This window comes from Paenibacillus jiangxiensis, assembly GCF_046098255.1.
Taxonomy (GTDB): Bacteria; Bacillota; Bacilli; order Paenibacillales; family Paenibacillaceae; genus Paenibacillus; species Paenibacillus jiagnxiensis.
In genome coordinates this window covers 12,871-38,224 of the sequence record NZ_JBJURI010000029.1, presented here as the reverse complement: position 1 = coordinate 38,224, position 25,354 = coordinate 12,871, and the positions used below count along the sequence as shown (strand labels likewise).

Below are 25,354 nucleotides of genomic sequence, written 5' to 3'. Positions count from 1 at the left end.
CTTACTCCACTACCCGCTTGGCAAAGCGAAGGTCTGCATTGGCGCGGGCATCAAAGACGATCCCTTCCACCTTAGGACTGACCAAAGCGGTATCTGCGGAGAACAGCAGGGTCATAATCGGGAGCTCGTCCATCAGAATGCCCTCTGCCTCATGCAGCTCTGCAAAGCGCTTCTCCGGGTTCTGCTCATACGTTGATTCCTGAATCAATTGATCGTAAGCGGCATTGCTCCAGTTCGTGAAATTGTTCGAGTTATCTGTAGTGTAATGCCCAAGCACGCCAAGAGGGTCCAGATAATTGCCAACCCAGCCCATACGCGCAACCTGGAAGTTCTTCTGCTTGAATGTATCAATATATGTTCCCCATTCCTGGTTTTCCAGTTGAACCTGAACCCCCAGGTTTTCCTTCAGCATTTCCTGAATAGCTTCCGCGACTTTTTTGTGCTTGTCATTGGTATTGTACTTGAAGGTTACCGGTGGCAGCTCAGTCAGGCCCTCCTCTTGCAAGCCTTCTGCCAGCAGTTCCTTTGCTTTATCTACGTTATATTCGTAATACTTTTCTGTAGCTTCGTCCCTGAAATCCTTGCCGGATGGAGCCGTAGTACCATACGGAACATAGCCGTAAGCAGGGACCTCACCTGCTTTGGTGACATTGTTCGCCAGCGCCTCACGGTCGATCGCATAGGAGAAGGCTTGTCTAATCTTTTTGTTATTAAAAGGCTTCTCCTTAACATTGAACGAGTACGTATACACACTGAACGAAGGATGCGACACATATTCCTTATTACTCTTCTCCTGATCAATCGTATCCACAGGCAGGGACAAAATCAGATCGAGATCGCCCGTTTTATACATCTGATAATAAGTCGTGGAATCCTGCACCATCTTAAAGTTAATCGTATCCAGTGCAATGAGGTCCTTGTTCCAGTAATTCTCGTTCTTGCTCAGTGTAATCTCCTCATTATGCTTCCAGGTTTTCGCCGTGAAAGGTCCGTTGCCTACCAATGTCTCCGCTTCTGCTGCCCATTTCTCATTTTGCTCTACAACAGCATGATTTACAGGCAGGTAAGCATGGCCTACCGCTACGATAGGGAAGAAGCTGAGCGGCGCCTTCAATTCCACCTTCAGCGTCCGATCATCTACAGCCGTAATGCCCACATCCTCAGCCTTGCCTTTACCTGTGTTATATTCCTCAGCACCCTTGATGTAATATAAAGATGACGGATCGTAAGCAGCAGTCTCCGGGTTCAATACACGCTTCCACGAGTATTCAAAATCCTGAGCTGTGAGCGGGTCGCCGTTGGACCATTGCGCTCCGTCCCGGATCGTGAAGGTGTACGTCTTGCCGTCCTCCGAAATATCTACGTTGCCCGCAGCGGCCTCTACGACATTGCCCTCTTTATCATAGCCATACAGCCCTTCATACAGATTGTCGATAACCCAGTAGGAGGTTGTATCCGAGGCAAAAGCCGGGTCCAGAGTATAGGGCTCCCCTCCCGCCAGATTGGTAGTCAGCACCTGAGGAACAGCTGCTCCAGCTCCCTCTTTCGTGCTGCCATCGGCCGAACTGGCAGACGGAGAGCTGCCGCTCGAGCATCCAGCCAGCGCCACGGCTGCCAGCAGCAGGATGGTGATCCAAGTTCGAGTGAATGATTTCATATGACTCTACCTCCAAGTAATATAGTAAGTTATTATGTAGTTCCCTTTATCGAAGCCCTTAAAGGCCATATAAGATATTTAAGGGCCCTTGAAGCTAGTTATTGCTTCGGGGATCAAGCACATCCTGTAATCCGTCTCCCAGCGCGTTGAATGCGAACATCGTCAGGGAAATCATGAAACCCGGGAAAAACAGCCTCCACCACTGTCCGCTCAAAATGACCCCTAATGAATCGTTTGCCATCGTTCCCCAGCTTGCTGCAGGAGCCTGAATACCCAGACCAAGAAAGCTCAGAAACGACTCAGAAAAGATAGCCGACGGAATGGTAAAGGTCAGATTCACAACGATGATGCCTGCTGCGTTGGGCAGCAGATGTTTCAGGATAATCCGGGTGTGCGACATTCCCAGCATACGGGCCGCCAGCACATACTCCCGCTCCTTGAGCTGCAGAATCTGGCCTCTGACAACCCGGGCCATACCAACCCAGCCCGTGATGGACAAGGCGATGACCATCGTCCATATGCCCGGCTTCATAATGACCAGCAGCAAAATAATGACCAGCAAATAAGGAATGCTGTACAAAATTTCAACCACCCTCATCAATAGGCCATCTATCCGGTCACCCAGGGGACTTCTCCCAGCCATGTAGCCGGATATTCCTCCGACTACAATGCCCAATATCAGATCAATCACTGCCGCTGCAAACCCTATGAATAAGGATATTCGGGCACCCGCCCAAGTACGTGCCCACACGTCACGCCCCAGATCATCCGTACCGAACCAATGCTCGGCCGACGGAGGCTGGTTCGTCTGGGTTAAAGACTGCGTACTGGGAGTGTGCGGAGTTAAATGAGGCCCCACCCAGGCCATTGCCAGGATCAGCAGCAACAAGACCGCACCACATACCGCCAGCTTATTCCGGAGGAGCCGGATTGCAAGCTCTTGCCAAGCCGGTATGGCGGAGCGTTTCTGGAAGGAAGCAGCGGGCTTGGCCGCGCCAACCAATTGGAACGATGATTCGGAGTAAAGGTTAAGCTGCTCATTGGATGATTTCATGCTATTCTCCTTTGCTCACCAGTTGAATTCTCGGGTCGACCACGCGGTATAAAATGTCAATCAGGAACAACGTGATGACGAGCACCGTGCTGTAAAAAATAGTCGTGCCCAAAATCACCGGATAATCGCGATTAAAGACACTGTCCACAAAATATTTACCGATCCCCGGAATCGCAAAGATCTTCTCGACCACAAAGGTTCCGGTAATCACGGAAGCAAATAACGGCCCCATGAAGGACAGTACGGGAATGAGCGCATTCCGCAGACCATGCCTGACGATAACCTCCCAGGTGGATAACCCTTTGGCCTTCGCCGTACGAATGTAATCCTGATTCAATACATCAATCAGACTTGTTCGCACGAAGCGGGCTATTATCGCTAGCGGTGTAACGGATAGAGCCAACGATGGCAGTACCGTGTGCTTCCACGTGCCCCATGAAGCCACAGGCAGAAGCCTCCACTGCACTGCGGCATATTTAATGAGCAGCGGCGCAAGAATGAAGCTGGGGATGGAGATACCGATGATGGCTACAATCATGGCGAGATAATCCAACGTGCGGTTATGATACAACGCAGCCACACTGCCCAAGGTAACACCTGCCAGAATGGCGAAGATCATCGCTTGCAGACCGATCCAGGCAGAAGGGGGAAAACCCCTGCTGATTAGCGTATTCACATCCGTCGTCTTGGATTGAATAGACGGTCCGAGATCGAATGTCAGCAAATTTTTCAAATACGTCACATACTGCACAGGCAGCGGTTGATCCAGGTGATAGCGTGCCCGCATATTTTCCACTACCGCCTCTGGCAGCGTATTGGAATCAGAGGCAAAGGGGTCTCCAGGAATCATATGCATAATCAGGAAGGTCAACGTAACCACAATCCAGATTGTGAGCAGCATCGTCAGCATACGCTTAACAATATACATCGTTCAATTCTCCTGTCTTCATAATACTCTGTAAAACCATATGTATAGTGAGATTTAAAAGCGCAGCAACACCTTCTCTGTTGAAAGAATAGTAAAATCGCAGGATTTATTCCAACAAATTTAATAGGAATAATATAGTATTCAACTTGTCGTGTCAACTTTTTTCTAATATCGATTTTGATTGATGCCTTCTGTGGTTAGATAACAAATAACAAAGTGTACAAAAAAAAGCGGACCCGGAGTTACCTTGGGGTCCGCTTTCTTATCATGAGCTTCTCACATGAAGAGCTCATATTACGAGTATCCCATCCCTTGTCTTCAGGCGAAGACGATCGGAGTGAGATACTTATTTTTTCAGGTTGTAGAAGGATTTCAAGCCATGGTATTGAGCCAGCTCGCCGAGCTGGTCTTCGATACGAAGCAGCTGGTTGTACTTCGCGATACGGTCCGTACGGGACGGAGCACCGGTTTTGATTTGGCCGGCATTGGTAGCAACCGCGATGTCAGCGATAGTGCTGTCTTCGGACTCACCGGAACGGTGGGATATTACAGCTGTGTAGCCAGCGCGCTTCGCCATTTCGATGGCGTCGAACGTTTCTGTCAGGGTACCGATTTGGTTTACCTTGATCAGGATGGAGTTGCCGATGCCTTCTTCGATACCTTTGCTCAGACGTTCAGTGTTGGTTACGAACAGGTCGTCACCAACCAGCTGAATTTTGCTGCCCAGCTTCTCGGTAAGCAGCTTCCAGCCTTCCCAGTCGTCTTCTGCGCATCCGTCTTCAATCGTAACGATCGGGTATTTCTCAACCCAGGAAGCCAGCAGGTCTACGAACTCAGCGGAAGTGAAGGATTTGCCTTCGCCTTCCAGCGTGTACTTGCCATCTTTGTAGAACTCTGTGGATGCAACGTCCATACCGAGCAGTACGTCTTCGCCTGGCTTGTACCCTGCTTTTTCGATCGCTTCGATGATGGAAGACAGTGCATCTTCGTTGGATGTGAAGTTAGGAGCAAAACCGCCTTCGTCGCCAACTGCGGTGTTCAGGCCTTTGCCTTTCAGAACGGATTTCAGGTTGTGGAAGATTTCCGCACCCATACGCAGTGCTTCCTTGAAGCTTGGAGCGCCTACTGGCAGAACCATGAACTCTTGAACGTCAACGTTGTTGTCGGCATGAGCGCCGCCATTCACGATGTTCATCATTGGCACAGGCAGCTGCTTCGCGTTGAATCCGCCAAGGTATACATACAGAGGCAGGTCCAGAGCCTCAGCAGCAGCACGTGCTACAGCCATGGATACAGCCAGAATTGCATTCGCACCCAGTTTGCCTTTGTTAGGAGTCCCGTCCAGAGCAATCATCGTTTTGTCGATTTCCAGTTGGTCAATCGCGTTCAAACCGATAATTTCCGGTGCGATTACTTCGTTTACATTTTTAACTGCTTGCAGTACACCTTTACCGAGGTAACGGTCTTTATCATTATCGCGCAGCTCTACAGCTTCGTGCGCGCCAGTGGATGCGCCGGAAGGAACGATTGCGCGTCCCATTGCGCCGGATTCCAGATATACTTCAACTTCTACAGTCGGGTTGCCGCGGGAGTCGAGGACCTCGCGGGCGTACACGTCAGAAATAATAGTCATTGTACAGATCTCCTTTTGGTATGTTTATTCTATTCCTAAATTAGCACATCTTATTTACGCGCTGCAATCATGGACTTTCCTGTCATTTCCGCCGGCTGCGGCAGACCCATCAGATCCAGCAGCGTCGGAGCTACGTCAGCCAGGATACCGCCTTCGCGCAGCACCACGTTCTCATCCGTTACGATGAACGGTACCGGATTGGTGGTATGAGCAGTAAATGGACGGCCCTCTTCGTCGATTTCCATATCCGCGTTGCCGTGGTCGGCAATGATGATCACCGTGCCGCCCTTGGCCTTGACGGCATCGACTACACGTCCTACGCACTCGTCCGTCACTTCCACCGCTTTGATCGTAGGCTCCATTTTACCGGAGTGTCCTACCATGTCCGGGTTCGCAAAGTTCAGAATAATCGCGTCATGCTTGTCGGATTCAATCTCCTTCACGCAGGCGTCTGCCACTTCATAAGCGCTCATTTCCGGCTGCAGGTCGTAGGTCGCCACTTTCGGCGAGTTGATCAGCACCCGTGTTTCGCCTGGAAGCTCAACATCACGGCCGCCGCTGAAGAAGAACGTCACGTGCGGATATTTCTCGGTTTCTGCAATGCGCAGCTGCTTCTTGTTATGCTGCACAAGCACCTCTCCGAACGTGTTGTCCAGATTCTTCGGCTTGTAGGCTACAAAGCCGTTTACCGTTTCACTGAACAAGGTCAGGCACACGAAATGCAGGTTTTCCGGGAATTTCGGACCTCTGTCAAATCCGCGGAAATCGGCATTGGTGAATACCTGGGACAGCTGAATGGCACGGTCGGGACGGAAGTTCAGGAACACAACGGAATCCCCGCTCTCCACCAGACCTACCGGGCTGCCGTCCGCTTTGGTAATAACAGTAGGCTCTACAAACTCGTCAAATACGGACTTCTCATACGATTCACGCAAGGCTTGCAGCGGATCCGTATATTTAGGGCCTTCTCCATACACGATGGCACGGTAGGACTTCTCAACCCGTTCCCAGCGTTTATCGCGGTCCATCGCATAATAACGGCCTTGTACGGTTGCAATTTTGCCGATGCCCGCTTCCTGGATTTTCGCGATCAACTTCTCCATGAAGCCTACACCGCTGTCAGGCATTACGTCGCGTCCGTCCATGAATGCATGGATGTATACTTCGTGCAAATCCTCCCGCTTGGCCAGATCGATCATGGCAAACAGGTGGTCAATGTGGCTGTGTACGCCGCCGTCGGACAGCAGTCCGTACAGATGCAGCTTCTTGTTATTATTCTTCGCATAACGAACGGCTTCAACCAAGGTTTCGTTATCGAAGAACTCGCCTTCCCGGATGGACTTGGAGATTCTGGTCAAATCCTGATACACAGTCCGGCCGGCACCGATGTTCAGGTGTCCTACCTCCGAGTTGCCCATTTGCCCTTCCGGCAACCCAACCGCTTCGCCCGAAGCCGTCAGCGTCGTGTGCGGGTAAATGCTTAAGTATTTGTCGTAGTTCGGCTTGTTGGCCTGTGCAACGGCATTGCCTTCCACGGTGTCTCTGAGGCCAAATCCGTCCATGATGATCAATGCCACCGGTCTTGGTGCAGTCATGTTACTTCGCCCCCTCAACAAGCGCGATATAGGAATCCGGCTGCAGGCTTGCCCCGCCAACCAGTGCGCCGTCGATGTCACTTTGGCCCATGTATTCTGTTACATTTTCGGGTTTTACGCTGCCACCGTATTGAATGCGGACTGCATTGGCAGTGCTCTCGTCATACAGCTCTTTAATCAGCGAACGGATGTAGGCAATCACTTCATTGGCATCCTGGGCCGTAGAAGATTTGCCTGTTCCGATAGCCCAGATCGGTTCGTAAGCCACGACAACCTTCGCCGCTTGATCCTGCGGAAGGCCCGCAAAAGCAGCTTCTGTCTGCACTTTGCAGACTTCCTTCGTTTGTCCGGCTTCACGCTCTTCCAGCTTCTCACCGACACATACGATCGGAGTCAGATCGTTGCGGAATGCCGCATGAACTTTCTTGTTCACGGTCTCATCCGTTTCCGCGAAATATTGACGGCGCTCGGAGTGTCCGATAACGACGTAGTCCACGCCAAGATCCTTCAGCATGCGGCCGCTGATTTCGCCTGTATAAGCACCGTCTTCAGCAAAGTGAAGGTTTTGTGCTCCAATTTTGATGGAGGTTCCTTTCACAGCTTCCACCAGAGCCGGCAGGTTCGTGAATGGCGCGCAAATGACGCTCTCTACGCCTTCCACTTCAGCTTTGCCTTTCACGTTCTGGATGAAGTCTGTTGCTTCAGGAACCGTTTTGAACATTTTCCAGTTGCCTGCAATAATCGGTGTTCTCACTCTATTCAGCTCCCTGCTTTTTACTTGTCGTTCAATGCTACAACGCCTGGAAGTGCCTTGCCTTCCATGAACTCAAGGGAAGCGCCGCCGCCAGTGGAGATGTGATCCATCTTGTCGGCCAGACCAAATTTCTCCGCTGCAGCCGCAGAATCGCCGCCACCGATGATGGTGTAACCTTCGGTTGCCGCGCAGGCTTCCGCTACTTCAAGGGTACCTTTGGAGAATGGATCAATTTCAAATACGCCCATTGGTCCGTTCCATACGACCAGCTTGGAGTTTTTGATGACATCCGCATAGATTGCACGGGTTTTCGGACCGATGTCCACGCCTTCCCATTCTGCTGGGATTCCGTCAATGTCCACGATTTGTGTATTCGCGGAAGCGCTGAAATCATCTGCTACCACTATATCCACCGGCAGGTAGAATTTTTTGCCCAGGCTTTTGGCTTTCTCGATAAAGCCAAGGGATTCGTCCAGCTTGGAGTCATCCAGCAGAGACTTGCCGATTTCATAGCCTTGTGCCTTCAGGAAGGTGTAGCTCAGGCCGCCACCGATGATGATGTTGTCCGCAAGGGTAATCAGGTTATTGATCACGTCGATCTTGTCCTTAACCTTGGAACCGCCGACAATAGCCGTAAACGGACGATCCGGATTGGACAGCGCTTTGCCCAGTACGGACAGCTCTCTCTCCATCAGCAGACCGGATACCGCCGGCAGCAGATGTGCAATGCCTTCCGTGGAAGCATGCGCACGGTGAGCTGCGCCAAATGCGTCATTAACGAACAGATCTGCCAGCTCAGCAAATTGCTTCGCAAGTTCAGGATCGTTCTTCTCTTCGCCTGGATAGAAGCGGACGTTCTCAAGCAGCAGCACATCGCCGTTTTGCAGCTCGGCTACTTTTGCTTTTACCGCTTCACCAACAGCCTCGTCAGCTTTAGCCACAGGTTTGCCGAGCAGCTCGGACAGGCGTGCCGCCACAGGTGTCAAACGCATGGATTCAACCACTTCGCCTTTTGGACGTCCGAAATGGCTTGCCAAAATAATTTTAGCACCTTTTTCGATCAGGTAGTTAATGGTTGGCAAAGTTTCACGGATACGCTTGTCGTCGGTGATTTTGCCGTCCTCCACAGGAACGTTGAAATCCACGCGGACAAACACTCTTTTGCCGGTTACATCTACATCGCGAACACTTTTCTTGTTCATATCGATTCTCCTCCGCACCATGAATTTGTTGATGTGCAATACAAGGAAGTCATATATAAAGAGCGGAAACAATGGAATGTTTCCGCTCTATGTTGTTTCATTTTTCGCCGAGCCGTTATTACTTAGCCAGCTTTGCGAAGTGCTCCAGCGTACGAACCAGCTGAGCAGTGTAGGACATTTCGTTGTCGTACCAAGCTACAGTTTTAACCAGCTGTTTGTCGCCGACAGTCAACACTTTTGTTTGAGTAGCGTCGAACAGGGAACCGAAAGTCATACCTTTGATATCGGAAGATACGATTTCGTCTTCTGTGTATCCGTAAGTTTCCGGATCGGAAGCTGCTTTCATTGCTGCGTTGACTTCGTCTACAGTTACGTTTTTCTCCAGAACAGTTACCAGCTCAGTCAGGGAACCAGTTGCAACCGGAACGCGCTGTGCAGCACCGTCCAGTTTGCCTTGCAGTTCAGGGATAACCAGACCGATCGCTTTAGCAGCGCCAGTTGTGTTAGGAATGATGTTCTCGGCAGCAGCGCGTGCACGACGGAAGTCGCCTTTAGCATGCGGAGCGTCCAAAGTGTTTTGATCGCCAGTGTAAGCGTGGATTGTAGTCATCAGACCTTCCACAACACCGAACTTGTCGTTCAATGTTTTAGCCATAGGAGCCAGGCAGTTAGTTGTACAGGAAGCACCGGAGATTACGGTTTCAGTACCATCCAGTGTGTTGTGGTTTACGTTGTACACGATTGTTTTCATGTCGCCTGTAGCTGGTGCGGAGATCACAACTTTCTTAGCGCCGCCTTTCAGGTGCTTTTCGGCTGCTTCTTTAGTCGTGAAGAAGCCTGTGCACTCCAGCACGATGTCAACGCCCAGTTCGCCCCAAGGCAGCTCTTCAGGGTTGCGGTTAGCCAGAACTTTAACTTCTTTGCCGTTTACTTTGAAGAAGCCGTCATGTACTTCAACGTCTCCGTCGAAACGTCCTTGAGTTGTATCATATTTCAGCAAATGAGCCAACATTTTGGCGTCAGTCAAGTCGTTGATTGCTACTACTTCAATGCCTTCCACATTTTGAATACGACGGAAAGCCAGTCTGCCGATACGTCCAAAACCGTTAATACCTACTTTAACCATGAGTAAGTTCCTCCCAAGTTTTGTATGTTTTTATTTATTCAAGACAGGCGGTGAGGCCAGTCAAGACAACAATTATTAAAGTACTTCCTTTAAAAACAACTCAGAAATTGCGTACGATGATTTCCGCCGCCGCTTCGTCGGTGACCAGAATGTCCTCCTGACCAAACCGCAGCACAGCCCGAATCGCCGCCGCCTTGCTCGCGCCCCCGGCGATGCCGAGAACGATATCCGTCCTCATAATGTCCTCGAGACGCAGCCCAATGGTAAGCATCCGGTGCACAACGACACCCTTTTCATTAAAGTAGTAGCCAAAAGATTCAGCCACCGCTCCTTCAGCCTGGATCTCCGCCACCGTATCCGGGTCAAGCCTGCGCCTTTTCGCCATTGCCATGGCATTGCCGATCCCATGAATAATAATCCGGCTCTTGCGGATCGTCTCCACAATCTCCTGAATCATATGATCCTGGACAAGCGACTCATAGGCCTCCTGGCTCAACAGATCCGGCACATGCAGCAGTCTGTACTGCGCTCCTACGTTGCGGGCCATCTTGGACACGATGGAGTTTGCCTGCATTTCCAGGCTTTCACCCAAACCCCCGCGGGCCGGCACAAACCATCCGCCCTTCATCGGTCCGCCGGACGGTGTCGTCAGGTGCTCAGCCACATCAGCAATGGTGGTGCCGCCCGTAACGGCCACAATATCCTCATCCCCCATAACGCTCAGCAGCGCCTTCGCTCCAGCCCGTCCCAACTCCCGTTTGGTCATCGGCGACGTATCCGAATCGCCTGGCACGACAATCACCTTGCGCAGGTTGTAAGCCTGACGGATCTGGTCCTCAAGCAAAGACAATCCGAACAGCTCTTTGGCAATGGGCTCAAGCTGCTCCAGCAGCTCCCTGCCGGCTTCGCTCACCCGCATGCCAATACTCTCAATCTCTATAAGGCCCTGGGCTTTCAAAAGATCGGTTTCGGCGCGCAGCACACGTTCGGTCATATGTAACGATGCCGCAAGCGTTCTGCGCCCAATGACGTCTGACAGCATGATCTGATGAAGGATAGTATACCTTTTCTTCAATACATCCGTGAGATCGGGCAGAAGCTGCTTCTGAATTTCTAATATATTTCGCATGCTTTCCACTCCCGCAGACTTCTACTGGTTCATCTTTCACTTTGTGGCCTTGGTTGGTCTTAAAATGTCCCGGGTTAACTTTTTAAGTCCCACAATCATTTTAACCAATTCCAACCTCACATGCAAGTGTCAGAACCTATATTTCTCATTCCTCCAGCCGATTATGCGCAGCGGTTCAGCAACTATTATTAACGTAAAAGTTATTTGCCAGACCGCTGAAATAAAAACTTGCATTTTGCCAATGAGTCGCATATAATCATTTTTGTGTCCTATTTCATAGGAATACTGAAATATGCGCCCGTGGTCCAATGGATATGACGTAGGCCTCCGGAGCCTGAGATCGAGGTTCGATTCCTCGCGGGCGCGCCATTTATTTGAGTTTATATATACTGTTTAACCAACGGGAGCGCAGAGGGCTCTTTTTTTTCACCAATAGTTTGACTTTCTTTGACTTTTTGCTTGAAATTGTTTATGATGTGGGTAATACGGTAACAGTTTATTATGGAGACTTTACCTGTATCAGGTAGTACGTATCCTAGCACATATTTAAGGGAGGGTTTTACGTGAGCTACATTCCTATGGTCGTTGAACAAACCAACCGCGGTGAGAGAGCCTATGACATTTACTCCAGATTGCTGAAGGACCGTATCATTTTCCTCGGGTCTGACGTGAATGACGTGGTCGCCAACTCCATTATCGCGCAAATGCTGTTTCTGACTGCGGAAGATCCGGAAAAAGACATCCACCTGTACATCAACAGCCCCGGCGGTTCCATCACAGCCGGCATGGCGATTTACGATACGATGCAGTTTATCAAACCCGACGTATCCACTATCTGCGTAGGGATGGCCGCTTCCATGGGCGCATTCCTGCTGAATGCAGGTGCCAAGGGCAAGCGCTTCGCTCTGCCGAACAGTGAGGTTATGATTCACCAGCCTCTGGGCGGCGCTCAAGGCCAAGCGACGGATATCGAAATCCGTGCGCGCCGTATCCTGAAAATGCGGGATAAGCTGAACCGCATCCTCTCCGAGCGTACCGGCCAGCCGCTGGACCGCATCGAGAAGGATACCGACCGCGACTACTTCATGACGGCTGACGAAGCCAAAGAATACGGTCTGATCGATCAGGTGATTTCCAGCACTCCTCCACAAGGAGTCTAAGCCGCGAACCGCGAACAAATTTTTATAAGCAGCATGTACAAAAAATCCGCCCCATGTTCCTGCAGCAGGAACGTGGGGCGGATTTTCTTTTTTTTCCGAATTTATTTTCCGAACGGTTTGGCCCCGGCGGGGAGCAGATCAGCAAAGGCGTAGTAGAACTCCGGAATACCAGCCGCATAAGCGGTATACTCGTACTGCTGGAAGAAAATAACGATGCCTGTTCCAGTGACATAGAAATCCGGTTTATCCGAAAGCCCCTTAAAGCCATCCAAATATCCGTTGGATACCGGCACTTGCTTGAGCAGCTTGTTGTTCAGCGTCTTCTTGTAATCCGGATTAGCTTTCAACACATCGCCAAGTCCCAACTGCTTGCCATCCTCCAGGGAGAATGTAAATGCTGTGCGGGCAGTGGAGCCGTGAGCGCCGCCATAATAGGAATAGTCATCCACAATCAGGCTGATAAAACCTCCCCTGTTGTAGATCACGGCATAATTGCTTTCAAATTGATAAGGTCGGTCTGGGGTAGCTTCTCCGATCTCTTTGATTTGCTTCTTGATCTCTGCCAGCACCTTTTCTTCGTGCTGCTTCAGCACGGCATTGATCTTATCCACACCAGCCTGGTTGCCTGTGAGCTGAGGATATTTCAGATCGAAATTCACCGTATCCGACTTTTCCTGGGACAGGTTTACCGTTTTGATGGAGACGGAATTCAGCTGGCTTTTGGTCATGCTGACCGTCTTGGCGGCTGCGTTCCAGGCAGCGTCAATGCCGAGATAAGCCTTCAGGTGGCCGATAGGAACAAAGAGTCGGTTATTGACCATTCGGGCCTGCATATCAACCGTATGTACCCCGTTTACATTGACGTACGGCTCATCATACCCCATTGCAATTTTCAGCTTGTTATAGTTGGCGCCGATCGTATAAGACTTGTCGGACGCATTATACGACACAGGCAGCTTCAAATCATCCCTCAGGGCCGCGACCGGTATCAGGGTTTGCCCTTTGATCATAAGCCCTTTCGTCTGAAGGGCCTTGCCGTTCCATTTCAAGGTTACCTGGGTTTGCTGAGCAGCTTGGGATGCGCTTCCTGCCGCGTGCAGCTCGGAAATAGGTGCCGTAACTCCGCCGGTGACCAGAGCGGCTGCAAGCAGCGCTGTACCCAGCCGTTTTGTCTTAATGTTCATTTGTTGATGTCCTCCTCTGATCCTAGATGCAAGTAGCGATATGAATTAACCATCTGAGAGATATCTTAAAACAATTCGAGCCGGAAAATGTTACAGGTTGGGTTACAATCCTGACTCTTTCCGGCTCATCGGTTTTTATCGTGTCATCAGTTCATTTCATACTGCGCGCTCAAACGGGTGTCCAGCGTAATCTGGCCGGGTTCTACGGAAGTACTGGCGCCAGCGGCGGAATCTTCAGATTTAGCCATGGCAACCTCGCGGTAAAACACAGGCGCATCGGCATTTGCCAAATTGACGTTCAGCAGGCTGCCCAGCTGGCGGTTGGCCGCTTTGGCTACTGCGGAAGCCTTCATCTGCGCATTGGACAGCGCTTTGGCAATCACTTCTTCTTCATATTTCTCTGGGTTCTCTACCGTAAACCGGACACCATCAATGTTGTTGGCGCCGGCACCGGCTGCCGCATCAAGCAGCTGTCCGATTTTGGACAGATCACGATAAGCCACGTTCAGCGTATGATAAGCTGTATAACCTTTAAGCTTCTGCCCATCCTCTTCGCTATAAGCGTAATCCGGCTGAACCGAAAACTGGGTTGTCTTGATATCCTTGGTGTTAATACCCCAGCTTGTCTTGAGCAAATTGTTCACCTTGTCCATGATCTGTGCGTTCTCTTTCTGGGCGGCGGCTGCCGTCTTGCCCTGTGTCTGGACACCGATGGACAGGTAGGCGATATCCGGGCTTACGGAGATTTCACCTTCGCCATCCACACTGATAACATTACGGACGACATTAACGGCTTCAGCATATGCTTTACCGCTGCTGCCCCCGAAGTCCAACCCGCCAAATCCGCTAACAAACACTGTTCCTGCCAGCAAAGCTGCTCCCGCTGTTTTTGCCCACATTTTCACTGTAATCCGCTCCTTTATGGTACTTTTTTCATGAGATCGATCGTACCCTCTAGACGGAGCCAGCGCCAAAAAGTTGCAGGCAATAAAAAAAGTCCCTGTTCCCAGGGACCCCCTTCTTTCAAGCAAGCCGCTCTTTACTGGTTTTCCAGCTCTTCCTTGCTTACGAGACTTACTAAAGCGTTTACAGCCTGTTCTGCGTCCGCGCCTTCAGCACTGACATAAATTTCTGTGCCGGAACTGATGGCAAGGCTCATAATGCCCATGATGCTCTTGGCATTCACTTTCTTGTCGTCCTTTTCTACAAACACTTCCGAGGAATATTTATTGGCTTCCTGTACGAACAATGCAGCAGGTCTTGCATGCAATCCTGTTTTCAAACGTACAACTACCGGATGTTTAGTCATGAAAAACGGTTCCCCCTTTATAAGTAAATTGACAAATGAATTAAAACCACATTTATTCCATTTTATTTATCACATTATACCATCAACCTGAATCATAAACTAGAAAAAAAACAGGCACCCCTCTCCATGCGTGCCTGTCAGACGGGCTACAGGATGATTCCCCGCTCTGCCCGGACCTTGTCAGCCAGCTCATCAATCTTCCGCAACCGGTGATTTACCCCGGATTTACTGACCGTACCTTTCAGCAGCTCCCCGACCTCTTTCAGATTCATGTCAGGATGGGCCAGGCGGATTTCAGCCACTTCCCGAAGTTTGTCCGGCAGGGAATTCAGCCCGACCTCCTTCTGCAGCAGCTTGATATTTTCGATTTGACGGACCGCCGCTCCGATCGTCTTGTTCAGATTCGCGGTTTCACAGTTTACGATCCGATTGACCGAGTTCCGCATGTCACGCATGATGCGCACATCCTCAAACTTGAACAAAGCCTGATGAGCACCGATAATGCTCAGGAACTCAATGATTTTCTCGCCTTCTTTAATGTAAAGGATGAACCCCTTCTTCCGTTCAATACAACGGGCATTCAAGTGAAACTCGTTCGCGAGATCCACCAGTGCCTGGCAGTGCTCTTCGTACATCGAGGCAATTTCCAGATGATAGGAGGAGCCCTCCGGATTATTCACCGAGCCCCCGGCCATGAACGCCCCCCGCAGATAAGCCCGTTTACAACAGTTTTTCCGAATTATCGCCGGATTAATCCCGTCTGTAAACAGAAACCCCTCTGAGACGATGTACAGCTCCTTCAAAATCTCTTGAACCCGGTCCGGAATGCGGACAATGTACACATTGTTTTTCTTGAGCCGCATTTTCTTGCGGACCAGCAGTTCGGTATGCACTTGAAAATGCTTTTTAATGAAGGAGTAAATGCGCCTTGCGATCGCGGCGTTTTCGGTGGAAATGTCCAATACCACTTTTTTGTTCGAAAGCTGCACGGACCCCAGCATCCGGATCAGCGCCGACAGCTCGGCCTTCTCACAGCAGGACTGGGCTTCAATCATCGTCAGCTCTTTTTTCGTTTGGGCCGCAAAAGACAAGGGACTCACCTCCTTCGTAATATCCAGTTTTGCACGAGCTGATAAATATGCTGGCTCAGCTTGTCGGCATCATGCCGCAGATACGTTCTGAACAGGACCAGCGTATCAGCCACCACTTTATACCCCTGTCCGGTCACCGAATCCAGGTCCAGCTGAACCGGCTTGGCGCCCTGTTCCGCATATTTATCCAGCACCTGGGGCGGAATGTCCCCGTTGTTGACAATCACATAGTCAAAAAGCTGATGGCCTACATGTTCATAAACAGCCTGCAGGTGATCCCCGACACTATAATTATCAGTTTCCCCCGGCTGTGTCATGACATTGCATATGAAAATTTTAACGGCCTGCGAGGCCACAACCGCTTCGGCCAGCTTGGGCACCAGCAGGTTGGGCAGTATGCTCGTATACAGGCTCCCCGGTCCAATCAAAATGGCATCGGCCCGTTCGATCGCCTCCACCGCCTCAGGCAACGGCTCCACGTGAGTCGGCTCAAGGAAAACGCGTTTGATGCGGCCACCGGCTTCCGGGATCTTGGACTCGCCCGAGACCACGCTTCCGTCTTCCATTTCCGCATGCAGCACCACGGCTTCCTCTGCCGCAGGCAGCACCCGCCCACGTACAGCAAATACACGGCTCAGCTCACGAACACCTGTAACAAAATCACCCGAAATATCAGTCATAGCCGCCAAAATAAGATTGCCCAGACTATGACCCGCCAATCCCGAGCCCGAGCTGAAGCGGTATTTGAGCAAATCCGCCATCAGCGGCTCGACATCGGCCAGGGCCGTCAGTACGTTCCGGATATCTCCCGGGGGCGGCATTTGCAGCTCGCTGCGCAGGATGCCGGAGCTTCCCCCGTCGTCAGCAACGGTGACGATCGCCGTAATATCCAGCGGCTTTTGCTTTAATCCCCGCAGCATGACGGACAGCCCTGTTCCGCCGCCCATCACGACAATGCGCGGACGCTCCAGCTGTGTTCCCGCTAATTTCATAATTTCACCTCTATATCAATGCCGATCCCGATCCGCGTCCCGGTGGCTTACCGCAACGGCCTCCGTTTCACTCGTTCCAAGCATTTTACCAAGATATTCGGAGATGGCCACCGACCGGTGCTTGCCTCCGGTGCATCCTATACCGATTATGACCTGACTCTTGCCCTCCTTGCGGTACTGCGGGATCAGGAAATGCAGCATATCCATCAGCTTCGTCAGAAAGGTCTGGGTTTCAGGCCACTTCATTACATATTCATATACGTCGCTGTCCATCCCGGTATTCGGCCGCAATGTCTCTACATAATGCGGATTGGGCAGAAAACGCACGTCAAACACAAGGTCTGCATCAATAGGGATCCCGTATTTGAACCCGAAGGACATGATGTTGATGGAGAGCAGACTGCTTTCCAGATGGGAGAACCTCGATATAATACGCTTCTTCAGCACGGAAGGCTTCATTGTGCTGGTGTCGATGACCTGTGTCGCCGAACTTTTGAGATTCTCCAGCATCTTTCGCTCCAGACGGATGCCGTCAAGCGGCATGCCTTCCGGGGCGAGGGGATGACGGCGTCGGCTCTCCTTATAACGTTGAACCAGGACGCTGTCATTGGCATCAAGAAACAGAATTTCACAGTGAATCGTAAAATGATCTTTAATATAATTCAAGGATTCCGAGAGAGCTGTGAAAAATTCCCGTCCGCGCAAATCGATCACCAGCGCCACCTTGCCGATTTTACCGTTGGACTGCTCAATCAGCTCTGCAAATTTGGGAATAAGGACAGGCGGCAGGTTATCAACGCAAAAGAAACCGAGATCCTCCAGGCTCTGTACGGCGATCGTCTTGCCCGCACCGGACATCCCCGTAATAATAATCAGCGTCGCGCCTGCCGGCGGTGCCGTGTTATTATTTTCCGACATGTTCCTTCTTTCCCCTTCCCATAATCCAAAAATGATAAGCCGGGCACTAGGACCGCAGAAGCAATCCGGCCGCCCCGACGATTCCTGCATCGTTCCCCAGCGTAGCCGGCACAATGGATGTGCCGCGCTGCAGCGGCTCCGGAGTCAATTGAGCGAATACCTGCCGCAATTCGTCGAACAGAATGTCGCCCGCCTTGGATACGCCGCCGCCGATAATGAACATCTCCGGGTTCAACAGCGCGGCCGTTGTGGCCATGGATTTGCCCAGATAAAAAGCTGCCCGGCCCACAATGCGCAGCGCCACTTCGTCCCCGGCCTTGGCAGCATCAAAGACGTCCTTGGCCGCGATTTTCTCCACGGTGGCAAGAGACGTACGATCGCCGCGCTCCACCGCATCGTTGGCCATCCGGATAATGCCCGTAGCTGAAGAAACCGTCTCCAGACAGCCCATTTTGCCGCAGCCGCACTGGATTGCTTCAAGATCTGGCACAACAGCGATATGGCCGACTTCCCCCGCCATGCCGGAGAAGCCCTGATAAATTTTCCCGTCGATAATAATGCCGCCGCCTACACCGGTCCCCAGCGTGAAGCATACACAATTGCCCACACCTTTGCCCGCTCCGGCCCAGGCTTCGCCCAGTGCCGCCACGTTGGCATCGTTGTCAATTTTGATCGGCTTGCCCAGCCGCTCCTCCAATGTGGCCCGAATCGGTACGTCCCGAAAGCCTATATTCGGCGCAAGCACGACTACTCCGTCACGTACGTTCAGAAAACCCGCAATACCGGCGCCAACTCCCTGCAGCTGGTCCCAGCTGTATGGAGACTGCTCCACAATAAGTCTTACGTACTTCTCGATATTGGCCAGGACGGTGTCCACACCCTTAGCCACCTCGGTAGGACCTTCATAGGTTTGCAAAAGCTGCCCTTCCACATTGCAGATGCCGACTTTGATTGTTGTACCGCCCAAATCCACGCCGATATAGATGCTTTCAGACATGTTACAAGCCACCTTTTTCTATACATATAATGGTTCCCGGTCTATCAAATGGCACCGGCAAACGATGGTTCCATATAGTAAGTCTCGTATCCAACTATAAGCGAACCTCCCCATCCGGTCAAGGCGCGGGAAGCAGCTTACAGGCCTGCGGGGAATGCTTGAGTTCCGCAAAGTTTCGTGAAGTCTTTAACACACCGGCTCCTGAAAAAAACACCCGCAAGATATACTGTACGGGTGCTCTCGGTGAAATAAACGCTGCAAAGCCGCATATGCTTCTACAGATTACTTGTCGAGCGTTTCGCTCCAGTCATGTACCATGCTGCCTTCAAGGAATTTCTCGGCATCCATGGCTGCCATACAACCTGTGCCGGCCGCGGAAATAGCCTGACGGTAACGGTTGTCCTGCACGTCGCCGCATGCAAAGACGCCCGGGATATTCGTCTCGGTCGTACCCGGCTTCACTTGAATGTAGCCGTGGTCATCGGTCGTAATTTTGCCGCCCAGGAAGCCTGTGTTCGGCGTATGTCCGATCGCTACGAAGACACCGTCCGCTTCAATCAGTTCCTCCCGGCCAGTCTCGTTATTGCGCACCTTGAGCCCTTTTACCCCGTTGTCGCCTGCAATGACTTCAACCGGAGTACGGCCCAGCGCCCACTGGATTTTCTCGTTATCGCGGGCACGATCCTGCATGATCTTGGAGGCGCGCAGCTCTTCGCGGCGGTGAACCAGTGTCACGGAGGAGGCAAAACGTGTCAGGAAGCCCGCTTCCTCCATGGCGGAATCGCCGCCGCCGACCACAATAATCTTCTTGCCGCGGAAGAAGAAGCCGTCACAGGTCGCGCAGGTGCTGACCCCGCGGCCCACGTTATCCTGCTCGCCGGGGATGCCCAAATATTTGGCGGATGCTCCGGTAGCGATGATAACCGTTTCCGCTTCAAGTACACCCTGTCCTTCCACCTTGACTTTGAAGGGACGCTTGCTGAAATCCACTTCCTCCACCCAGCCGGATCTGAATTCCGCGCCGAAGCGTTCGGCCTGCTTGCGCATGTTATCCATTAACTCGGGTCCCATAATCCCTTCCGGGAATCCGGGGAAGTTCTCGATTTCGGTCGTTGTTGTCAGCTGCCCGCCTGGCTGCATGCCTTCAATAACAAGAGGATTCATGTTGGCGCGCGCCAGATAGATGGCTGCCGTATATCCTGCAGGGCCTGTTCCGATGATAATGGATTTGTACATAGGTGGTACCTCCTTCAGAGATTATTAGATATTTATACCCTTTCGGTAAAAGAAGGGAGACGCTGAGCCATTTTCTGCTTGATTCCGCAGACGCTGTCAATCTGGCGGGCGTAACGGCTGACAGTGGATACCGAGATGCCGTACCGGTCGGCAATCTCCCTGTAGGTTGCCCGGGTGTGATGCATTTTGGCCGTCAAATATTCAAGAGCCGCCGCCCAGCCCTCCACATGCTGAATGGTAAAGCCCTCCGGGCTGATCCGGTCCAGGTACTCGAGCCACAGATCTTTCAGATCGTTCTGCTGGGCAGTGTCATAACGCTTGCCCATCACGGAAAATGCCTTATCCAGCACCGCCTGAATCTGCGGATCGACAGCCTCCGCTCTCTGCTCCAATGTCTGTTCCGCCAGCGTCCCGTCAGGCACTGATGCATGAGCGGACGACCTTCCGGCATCCATATCCTCTAACGCCGCTCTGGCCTGCTCCCTCAGCGCCGGAGCCTGGGACAGATCGGCAAGCAGCAGGCCGAGCGCCTCCCGCACCTCTTCGTCGCCAATCAGCGTCAAGGCTTGGATGACCTGGGACTTGGTCGCATCGTCTCCATGGCGGAGCGCCCAGAAGAACGATGACCGCACAAGCGGGTCCTTCTTCATTTCTTCCGGCACGCTGCGGCTTCCGTATTTCTCCCACAGCTTGAACTGCTCATCAAAAGGCAGATGATAGTGGTAGCTGAGCTTCTCCATGGGCTGGCCCTTGCCGAGTAGTTCATTCAGCCGGGACAGATAGAAACGCGGTGTTTCCGATTCCGGATCGAGCTGCTTCACATGCTCCCACAGCCGTTCCGCCTCCGCATACCTTCCCGTATTGCTTGCGGCCACGGCAGCATAGTGGGACAAAGAGGCGTCCGCCTTATTCTCGCTATCCTTCAGCAGCCGGCGGAAGTGCCTGTAGGCCTCTTCGTGACGGCCCATGATGCCCATCGTCGTTCCCAGCTTGAACACCTGGTCCTGCTGGAAGGGAACGATGATCGCCAGACTCTCCAGCAGCGCATCGAGATCGGGGCCCCCGCCCTCATTCTGATAAAATATAGCCAGGTTGCAGAGCGCATGCAGGTTGCCCGGTTCGTCCTGCAGCACCTGCAGGATGGTCTCCTTCGCCTTCTCGAACATCCCCATATAATAGTAGGAGAGCGCCAGGTTGTTGCGCGCCGCCAGCAGATCAGGCTGGTCGCCGGAGATTTGCTCCAGCAGCTTCGCAGCCTGCGCGAACTTGCCTTCCTCCAGCAGCAGGCGGGCCTGATCATGCTCGACGGCGCCCTGCCGCGCTTTGATCCGGTTCAGCTTGGTCGGACGGTTCAGCTCATAGTAGAGCAGCTCCATCATGTCTTCCGCTTCCTCCAGGAAGTGGCCTTCCTCATCCTCTTCAAGATAGGTTACAAGCGCTTTCTCGGCTGCCTCAAACTGCTCCATGTTGGCATAGTTGTTGGCCATATAGAAATAGCATTCCGTCATCGACGGATTGACATTCTTCAGAATGGATTCCAGCACATCATTGGAACCCTGGTAATCCCCCATCTCAGATAATATACCCGCCATATTGCAATGATTCACGGGATTATCCGGTTCATATTCCACAGCCTTGCGAAAATATTTCAATGCCTTGTCATAATGATTGCGATCCAGCGAGCGGACGGCTCTCTCAAAGAAAAAAGACGCGTCAAGACGCAGGGCAATGATATTGGGGCGAGTGTCCGTAACCCGCAGGTTTTTGCCTTTCATAATAACAAAGGCACCTCCTTTAACTTGCTATTGAGCCTATACATTATAACATAAGATTGACCGCTGCTCATCCCATTTGAAAGCTTGTTTTCTGTAAATTCACCCATACGATTTCATGAAATACAGCTCAAAGAGACACGAGCTTATACACCCGCGTCTTTGAATAAAGTAGCAATCGATCCGCCCTCCACAATGATGCGGACGGCACGGGCCAGCATTGGGGCGACGGAAAGCACCGTAAGCCCGTCCGGAACCTCCTCCGGCAGCTGGATGGAGTCCGTAACGACAACCTCCCGGATATATGGATGCTTCAGCTTTTCCAGGGCGGAGCCGGAGAACAGGCCATGGGTCGCACATACGATGGCCTCTCCTGCCCCTTTTTCCTTAAGCCCCTCAACCACATTAATGATCGTGGAACCGGTATCAATTAAATCTTCAATAATAACAGGCGTTCTGCCTTCTACATCGCCTATAAGATGCGTGATAACGGATTCATTGTGAGCCGGTCTTTTCTTGATCATGATGGAAAAGGGCGAGTCCATGCGGTTCGCCAGCTTCTCCGCCATGGAAGCCCTGCCCGCGTCCGGCGATACGACGACAGGCCTTTCGATGCCGCGCGTGCGCAGATATTCACTGATCAAATCGAGCGCGGTCAGATGATCCACCGGAATATTAAAAAAGCCCTGTATGGCCGCCGCATGCAGATCCAGCGTAACGACCCGTGAAGCCCCGACCGTTGTCAGCACATCGGCCACCATTTTGGCGGAAATGGGCTCACGCGGCGCAGATTTGCGCTCCTGCCGGGCATACCCGTAATAGGGAATAATAACGTTAATGGTACGTGCCGAAGCCCGTTTGGCTGCATCGATCATGACAAGCAGCTCTACGAACAGTTCATTGACGGGGTGGGCCAAAGACTGCACAAGAAAAACGTCACAGTTCCGAATGCTCTCTTCATAATGCACATAAATCTCCCCGCTTTTGAAACGGGACAGCTTGATTTTGCCCGGCTCCACGCCCAGCTTGTCGCACATTTTGCGGGCAAGCATCGGATTCGAGGATCCGGAAAAAATACGCAAGGACTGATGCATCGTTTTCCTCCTTCGGCAGCTTTACGGTCTATGACTGGGCAGCCAGCCTATTTTTCGTATACTTTGAAAAACTACCGCTAAACGTGGTCCGGCTTTTTTTGAATGTACGTCGATAGACGTTTTTATTATACCTTCCAGGGCCATCATATGGAAATAGCCGGCCATTTATAGAAATGACCAGCTTGAACATATATTATATGGTTAGCTTAACACGGGAACGCTCCCGTTTCTTAAACACAGCCAGCTCACGGTAGCCAACCTCATAGAGCAGCGATCTGGCCTGATCCAGATTCTCCGACAGCTTCTCCGGTTGATGCGCGTCTGAGCCTACGGTTACAGGGATACCAAGCCGGTATGCTTCCTCAAGCATGCGCCGGCTCGGGAACATTTCTGCACACGGCTTGGACAGGCCGGAGGCGTTCAGCTCCATGGCGCGGCCGCTTCGCGCCACGGCGGCCAGAGCACCCTCTTCCAACGCGTGCAGCTCCTCTTCCTGCTCCGGAGCAGGCTTATGCCCGAATCTTTTGATCACATCGAGATGCCCCATGATATCGTAAAAGCCGGTTGCAGCGGCTTTAGCTACGGCATCATAGTATGTACGGTACACACTGAGCACATCCTTGCCCTCCCAATGATGCACCTGGCGGAAATCCGTCACGTCCCACTCGCCCAGAAAATGTACCGATCCGATGACATAATCCCAGGGATAAGAGACGATAATGTCCTCAATCTGCCGCTCCCAGCCTTCGATGTAATCCCCTTCAAGGCCGACGCGGATGTCGATCTGCCCGCGGTAACGCTCCTTCAGCTCCAAGCATTCTTCCACGTAACGCGGCAGCTCCTCCATCGGCATGGCCATCTCCGGGTAATAATCCGTCGGATTCACATGCAGGAGCGGCATATGGTCGGACAATCCCAGTTGGTCAAGCCCGAGCCGGATTCCCTGCTGAACATATTCCTCAAGACTCCCGGACGCATGTCCGCAGCGGGCATGATGCGTGTGGTAGTCAATACGCATATAACGCTACTCCTCTGCAAAATGATAGATTCAAGCCGCTGCCGGAAAATTAGTCCCTGCGCGGCCGTTCATGTCTGCGGTTCAGCTCGGCCATAATGTCGTCCAGCGGGAGCTTCCGCTCCTGCAGCAGCACCAGCAGATGGTAGATCAGGTCGCTGACCTCAAGCCGCAGCTCATCGTTATTTTTATTTTTGGCGGCAATAATGGTCTCGGAAGCCTCTTCGCCGACTTTTTTCAGAATTTTATCCACGCCTTTATCAAACAGATACGTCGTATATGCGCCTTCCGGGCGCGTCCGCTCCCGTTCCGCAATGACAGCCTCCAGCTCGGCCAGCACCGCAAACCGTCCGCTGCCTGAGCGTGCTGCCCTCTGCAGCTCTTGATCCGTACCGACGGCAATATCACGGTAGAAGCAGGTCTCTTCCCCGGTGTGGCAGGCCGGGCCCTGCGGATTCACCTGAACCACCAGACTGTCCCCGTCGCAATCCAGGCTCATCCGGACGATTTGCTGCGTATTGCCGGACGTAGCCCCTTTATGCCACAGCTCCTGCCTCGAACGGGACCAGAACCAAGTCTGACCGGTTTCCAGCGACAGCCTCAAGGACTCCTGATTCATATAAGCCAGTGTCAACACCTGTCCCGTAGCCGCATGCTGAACAATGGCGGGAACGAGACCTGCGTCATCCCAGCGAACATTTTCCAAAAGCTGCTCCAGAGAAAGCTCCTGCCGTATATCGTCACTCATCGTATTTCCACTCCTCTGTCCTTCAAATCACGCTTCAATTCAGGGATTGCAATTTCTTTATAATGAAAAATGGTCGCCGCCAACCCCGCATCCGCCTTTCCTTCGGTGAACACATCATAGAAGTGCTCCTTCCGCCCGGCTCCGCCGGAGGCGATGACCGGGATGCCCACCGCATCCACAATAGCCGATGTTAACGGCAGATCGAAGCCATCCTTCGTGCCGTCCGCATCCATACTGGTCAGCAAAATTTCACCTGCTCCCAGCTTTTCAGCATCCTTGGCCCAGGCCAGCGCACGGATGCCGGATGGCTTTCTGCCGCCATGGGTATAGACCTCCCACTCGCCCCATGCCTCGTTATACTTTGCGTCGATCGCCACAACGACACATTGGGAGCCGAAGCTGTGAGCACCGTCCGTAATCAACTGTGGATTGAGGACGGCTGCTGTGTTAATGCCGATCTTATCCGCGCCTGCGCGCAAAATCCGTTTCATGTCGTCCACGTGGGAGATTCCTCCCCCCACCGTGAACGGAATCGTAATTTCTCCTGCGGTCTGGCGAACCACTTCCTCCATGGTTGCCCGGCCTTCTACAGACGCCGAGATATCCAGAAAAACAATCTCGTCGGCGCCTTCACGGTCATAAAGAGCAGCCAGTTCCACGGGATCGCCCGCATCGCGCAAATTCACAAAATTAACACCTTTGACCACCCGTCCGTCCTTCACGTCCAGACACGGGATAATGCGTTTCGCCAGCATCGATG

23 protein-coding genes and 1 tRNA gene are annotated in these 25,354 nt (G+C 52.2%); 2 read left to right on the top strand and 22 right to left on the bottom strand.

Going from position 1 to position 25,354, the window contains the following annotated elements:
• Position 1: 1 nt before the first annotated feature.
• From ACI1P2_RS24110 to ACI1P2_RS24070, 9 genes are all read right to left on the bottom strand, one after another.
• The gene (locus ACI1P2_RS24110) at positions 2-1,657 is read right to left on the bottom strand and encodes a peptide ABC transporter substrate-binding protein (RefSeq protein ID WP_355323892.1); all 1,656 of its coding nucleotides are present in this window, start codon (positions 1,655-1,657) and stop codon (positions 2-4) included.
• 94 nt (positions 1,658-1,751) lie between these two features.
• Positions 1,752-2,711 (bottom strand): ABC transporter permease, encoded by a 960-nt coding sequence (locus ACI1P2_RS24105; RefSeq protein ID WP_355323889.1) that lies wholly within the window; start codon positions 2,709-2,711, stop codon positions 1,752-1,754.
• Position 2,712: 1 nt separating this feature from the next.
• Positions 2,713-3,639 (bottom strand): ABC transporter permease, encoded by a 927-nt coding sequence (locus tag ACI1P2_RS24100; protein WP_355323886.1) that lies wholly within the window; start codon positions 3,637-3,639, stop codon positions 2,713-2,715.
• A 346-nt stretch (positions 3,640-3,985) separates the two neighbouring features.
• Complete coding sequence (eno, locus tag ACI1P2_RS24095; protein ID WP_355323882.1) at positions 3,986-5,272, bottom strand: phosphopyruvate hydratase; 1,287 nt, start codon at positions 5,270-5,272, stop codon at positions 3,986-3,988.
• 50 nt (positions 5,273-5,322) lie between these two features.
• Complete coding sequence (gpmI, locus tag ACI1P2_RS24090) at positions 5,323-6,867, bottom strand: 2,3-bisphosphoglycerate-independent phosphoglycerate mutase (RefSeq protein WP_355323879.1); 1,545 nt, start codon at positions 6,865-6,867, stop codon at positions 5,323-5,325.
• Between the two features lies 1 nt (position 6,868).
• Positions 6,869-7,621, bottom strand: a complete 753-nt coding sequence (tpiA, locus tag ACI1P2_RS24085) for a triose-phosphate isomerase (RefSeq protein ID WP_355323876.1) — start codon at positions 7,619-7,621, stop codon at positions 6,869-6,871.
• 20 nt (positions 7,622-7,641) lie between these two features.
• Positions 7,642-8,823: a phosphoglycerate kinase gene (locus tag ACI1P2_RS24080; protein WP_355323873.1), complete on the bottom strand. Its 1,182-nt coding sequence runs from the start codon at positions 8,821-8,823 to the stop codon at positions 7,642-7,644.
• A gap of 118 nt (positions 8,824-8,941) precedes the next feature.
• On the bottom strand, positions 8,942-9,949 hold the full coding sequence (gap, locus tag ACI1P2_RS24075) for a type I glyceraldehyde-3-phosphate dehydrogenase (protein WP_355323870.1): 1,008 nt from the start codon (positions 9,947-9,949) through the stop codon (positions 8,942-8,944).
• A gap of 100 nt (positions 9,950-10,049) precedes the next feature.
• The gene (locus ACI1P2_RS24070; protein ID WP_355323867.1) at positions 10,050-11,078 is read right to left on the bottom strand and encodes a sugar-binding transcriptional regulator; all 1,029 of its coding nucleotides are present in this window, start codon (positions 11,076-11,078) and stop codon (positions 10,050-10,052) included.
• A gap of 294 nt (positions 11,079-11,372) precedes the next feature.
• Here ACI1P2_RS24070 and ACI1P2_RS24065 point away from each other — a divergent pair.
• Both ACI1P2_RS24065 and clpP read left to right on the top strand, forming a co-directional pair.
• Positions 11,373-11,447, top strand: a tRNA-Arg gene (locus tag ACI1P2_RS24065).
• Between the two features lie 194 nt (positions 11,448-11,641).
• Positions 11,642-12,238, top strand: a complete 597-nt coding sequence (gene clpP, locus ACI1P2_RS24060; protein WP_355323864.1) for an ATP-dependent Clp endopeptidase proteolytic subunit ClpP — start codon at positions 11,642-11,644, stop codon at positions 12,236-12,238.
• Positions 12,239-12,339: 101 nt separating this feature from the next.
• Here the strand turns inward: clpP and ACI1P2_RS24055 are convergent, their stop codons facing one another.
• From ACI1P2_RS24055 to hisF, 13 genes are all read right to left on the bottom strand, one after another.
• Positions 12,340-13,422: a PdaC/SigV domain-containing protein gene (locus ACI1P2_RS24055; RefSeq protein ID WP_355323861.1), complete on the bottom strand. Its 1,083-nt coding sequence runs from the start codon at positions 13,420-13,422 to the stop codon at positions 12,340-12,342.
• A gap of 146 nt (positions 13,423-13,568) precedes the next feature.
• Positions 13,569-14,327, bottom strand: a complete 759-nt coding sequence (locus ACI1P2_RS24050) for an SIMPL domain-containing protein (protein WP_355323858.1) — start codon at positions 14,325-14,327, stop codon at positions 13,569-13,571.
• Between the two features lie 134 nt (positions 14,328-14,461).
• Positions 14,462-14,731, bottom strand: a complete 270-nt coding sequence (locus ACI1P2_RS24045; protein ID WP_305757081.1) for an HPr family phosphocarrier protein — start codon at positions 14,729-14,731, stop codon at positions 14,462-14,464.
• Between the two features lie 146 nt (positions 14,732-14,877).
• Entirely contained in the window at positions 14,878-15,822 is a 945-nt protein-coding gene (gene whiA / locus ACI1P2_RS24040) for a DNA-binding protein WhiA (protein WP_355323855.1), read from the bottom strand.
• 5 nt (positions 15,823-15,827) lie between these two features.
• A complete protein-coding gene (locus tag ACI1P2_RS24035) occupies positions 15,828-16,814 on the bottom strand; it encodes a gluconeogenesis factor YvcK family protein (protein ID WP_355323852.1) in 987 nt (328 codons plus the stop codon).
• A gap of 15 nt (positions 16,815-16,829) precedes the next feature.
• A complete protein-coding gene (rapZ, locus tag ACI1P2_RS24030; RefSeq protein ID WP_355323850.1) occupies positions 16,830-17,732 on the bottom strand; it encodes an RNase adapter RapZ in 903 nt (300 codons plus the stop codon).
• A 46-nt stretch (positions 17,733-17,778) separates the two neighbouring features.
• Positions 17,779-18,729, bottom strand: a complete 951-nt coding sequence (locus ACI1P2_RS24025; protein ID WP_355323847.1) for an ROK family glucokinase — start codon at positions 18,727-18,729, stop codon at positions 17,779-17,781.
• A 282-nt stretch (positions 18,730-19,011) separates the two neighbouring features.
• Positions 19,012-19,965 (bottom strand): thioredoxin-disulfide reductase, encoded by a 954-nt coding sequence (gene trxB, locus ACI1P2_RS24020; protein WP_355323843.1) that lies wholly within the window; start codon positions 19,963-19,965, stop codon positions 19,012-19,014.
• Between the two features lie 32 nt (positions 19,966-19,997).
• Positions 19,998-21,740 (bottom strand): tetratricopeptide repeat protein, encoded by a 1,743-nt coding sequence (locus ACI1P2_RS24015; protein ID WP_355323840.1) that lies wholly within the window; start codon positions 21,738-21,740, stop codon positions 19,998-20,000.
• Positions 21,741-21,883: 143 nt separating this feature from the next.
• Positions 21,884-22,831, bottom strand: a complete 948-nt coding sequence (locus tag ACI1P2_RS24010) for a ribose-phosphate diphosphokinase (protein ID WP_355323837.1) — start codon at positions 22,829-22,831, stop codon at positions 21,884-21,886.
• A gap of 193 nt (positions 22,832-23,024) precedes the next feature.
• Positions 23,025-23,849, bottom strand: coding sequence for a histidinol-phosphatase HisJ (gene hisJ, locus ACI1P2_RS24005; protein ID WP_355323834.1), 825 nt, complete (start codon positions 23,847-23,849; stop codon positions 23,025-23,027).
• 49 nt (positions 23,850-23,898) lie between these two features.
• Complete coding sequence (gene hisIE, locus ACI1P2_RS24000) at positions 23,899-24,594, bottom strand: bifunctional phosphoribosyl-AMP cyclohydrolase/phosphoribosyl-ATP diphosphatase HisIE (RefSeq protein WP_355323831.1); 696 nt, start codon at positions 24,592-24,594, stop codon at positions 23,899-23,901.
• Positions 24,591-25,349, bottom strand: coding sequence for an imidazole glycerol phosphate synthase subunit HisF (gene hisF, locus ACI1P2_RS23995; RefSeq protein WP_355323828.1), 759 nt, complete (start codon positions 25,347-25,349; stop codon positions 24,591-24,593). Before hisF ends, hisIE begins: the two co-directional genes overlap by 4 nt.
• Between the last annotated feature and the right edge of the window lie 5 nt (positions 25,350-25,354).

Coding starts and splice junctions, on each gene's coding strand:
- ACI1P2_RS24110 (WP_355323892.1), bottom strand. CDS start 1,657: ATGAAATCATTCACTCGAACTTGGATCACCATCCTGCTGCTGGCAGCC.
- ACI1P2_RS24105 (WP_355323889.1), bottom strand. CDS start 2,711: ATGAAATCATCCAATGAGCAGCTTAACCTTTACTCCGAATCATCGTTC.
- ACI1P2_RS24100 (WP_355323886.1), bottom strand. CDS start 3,639: ATGTATATTGTTAAGCGTATGCTGACGATGCTGCTCACAATCTGGATT.
- eno (WP_355323882.1), bottom strand. CDS start 5,272: ATGACTATTATTTCTGACGTGTACGCCCGCGAGGTCCTCGACTCCCGC.
- gpmI (WP_355323879.1), bottom strand. CDS start 6,867: ATGACTGCACCAAGACCGGTGGCATTGATCATCATGGACGGATTTGGC.
- ACI1P2_RS24080 (WP_355323873.1), bottom strand. CDS start 8,823: ATGAACAAGAAAAGTGTTCGCGATGTAGATGTAACCGGCAAAAGAGTG.
- gap (WP_355323870.1), bottom strand. CDS start 9,949: ATGGTTAAAGTAGGTATTAACGGTTTTGGACGTATCGGCAGACTGGCT.
- ACI1P2_RS24070 (WP_355323867.1), bottom strand. CDS start 11,078: ATGCGAAATATATTAGAAATTCAGAAGCAGCTTCTGCCCGATCTCACG.
- ACI1P2_RS24055 (WP_355323861.1), bottom strand. CDS start 13,422: ATGAACATTAAGACAAAACGGCTGGGTACAGCGCTGCTTGCAGCCGCT.
- ACI1P2_RS24045 (WP_305757081.1), bottom strand. CDS start 14,731: ATGACTAAACATCCGGTAGTTGTACGTTTGAAAACAGGATTGCATGCA.
- ACI1P2_RS24035 (WP_355323852.1), bottom strand. CDS start 16,814: ATGAAATTAGCGGGAACACAGCTGGAGCGTCCGCGCATTGTCGTGATG.
- rapZ (WP_355323850.1), bottom strand. CDS start 17,732: ATGTCGGAAAATAATAACACGGCACCGCCGGCAGGCGCGACGCTGATT.
- ACI1P2_RS24025 (WP_355323847.1), bottom strand. CDS start 18,729: ATGTCTGAAAGCATCTATATCGGCGTGGATTTGGGCGGTACAACAATC.
- trxB (WP_355323843.1), bottom strand. CDS start 19,965: ATGTACAAATCCATTATCATCGGAACAGGCCCTGCAGGATATACGGCA.
- ACI1P2_RS24015 (WP_355323840.1), bottom strand. CDS start 21,740: ATGAAAGGCAAAAACCTGCGGGTTACGGACACTCGCCCCAATATCATT.
- ACI1P2_RS24010 (WP_355323837.1), bottom strand. CDS start 22,831: ATGCATCAGTCCTTGCGTATTTTTTCCGGATCCTCGAATCCGATGCTT.
- hisJ (WP_355323834.1), bottom strand. CDS start 23,849: ATGCGTATTGACTACCACACGCATCATGCCCGCTGCGGACATGCGTCC.
- hisIE (WP_355323831.1), bottom strand. CDS start 24,594: ATGAGTGACGATATACGGCAGGAGCTTTCTCTGGAGCAGCTTTTGGAA.
- hisF (WP_355323828.1), bottom strand. CDS start 25,349: ATGCTGGCGAAACGCATTATCCCGTGTCTGGACGTGAAGGACGGACGG.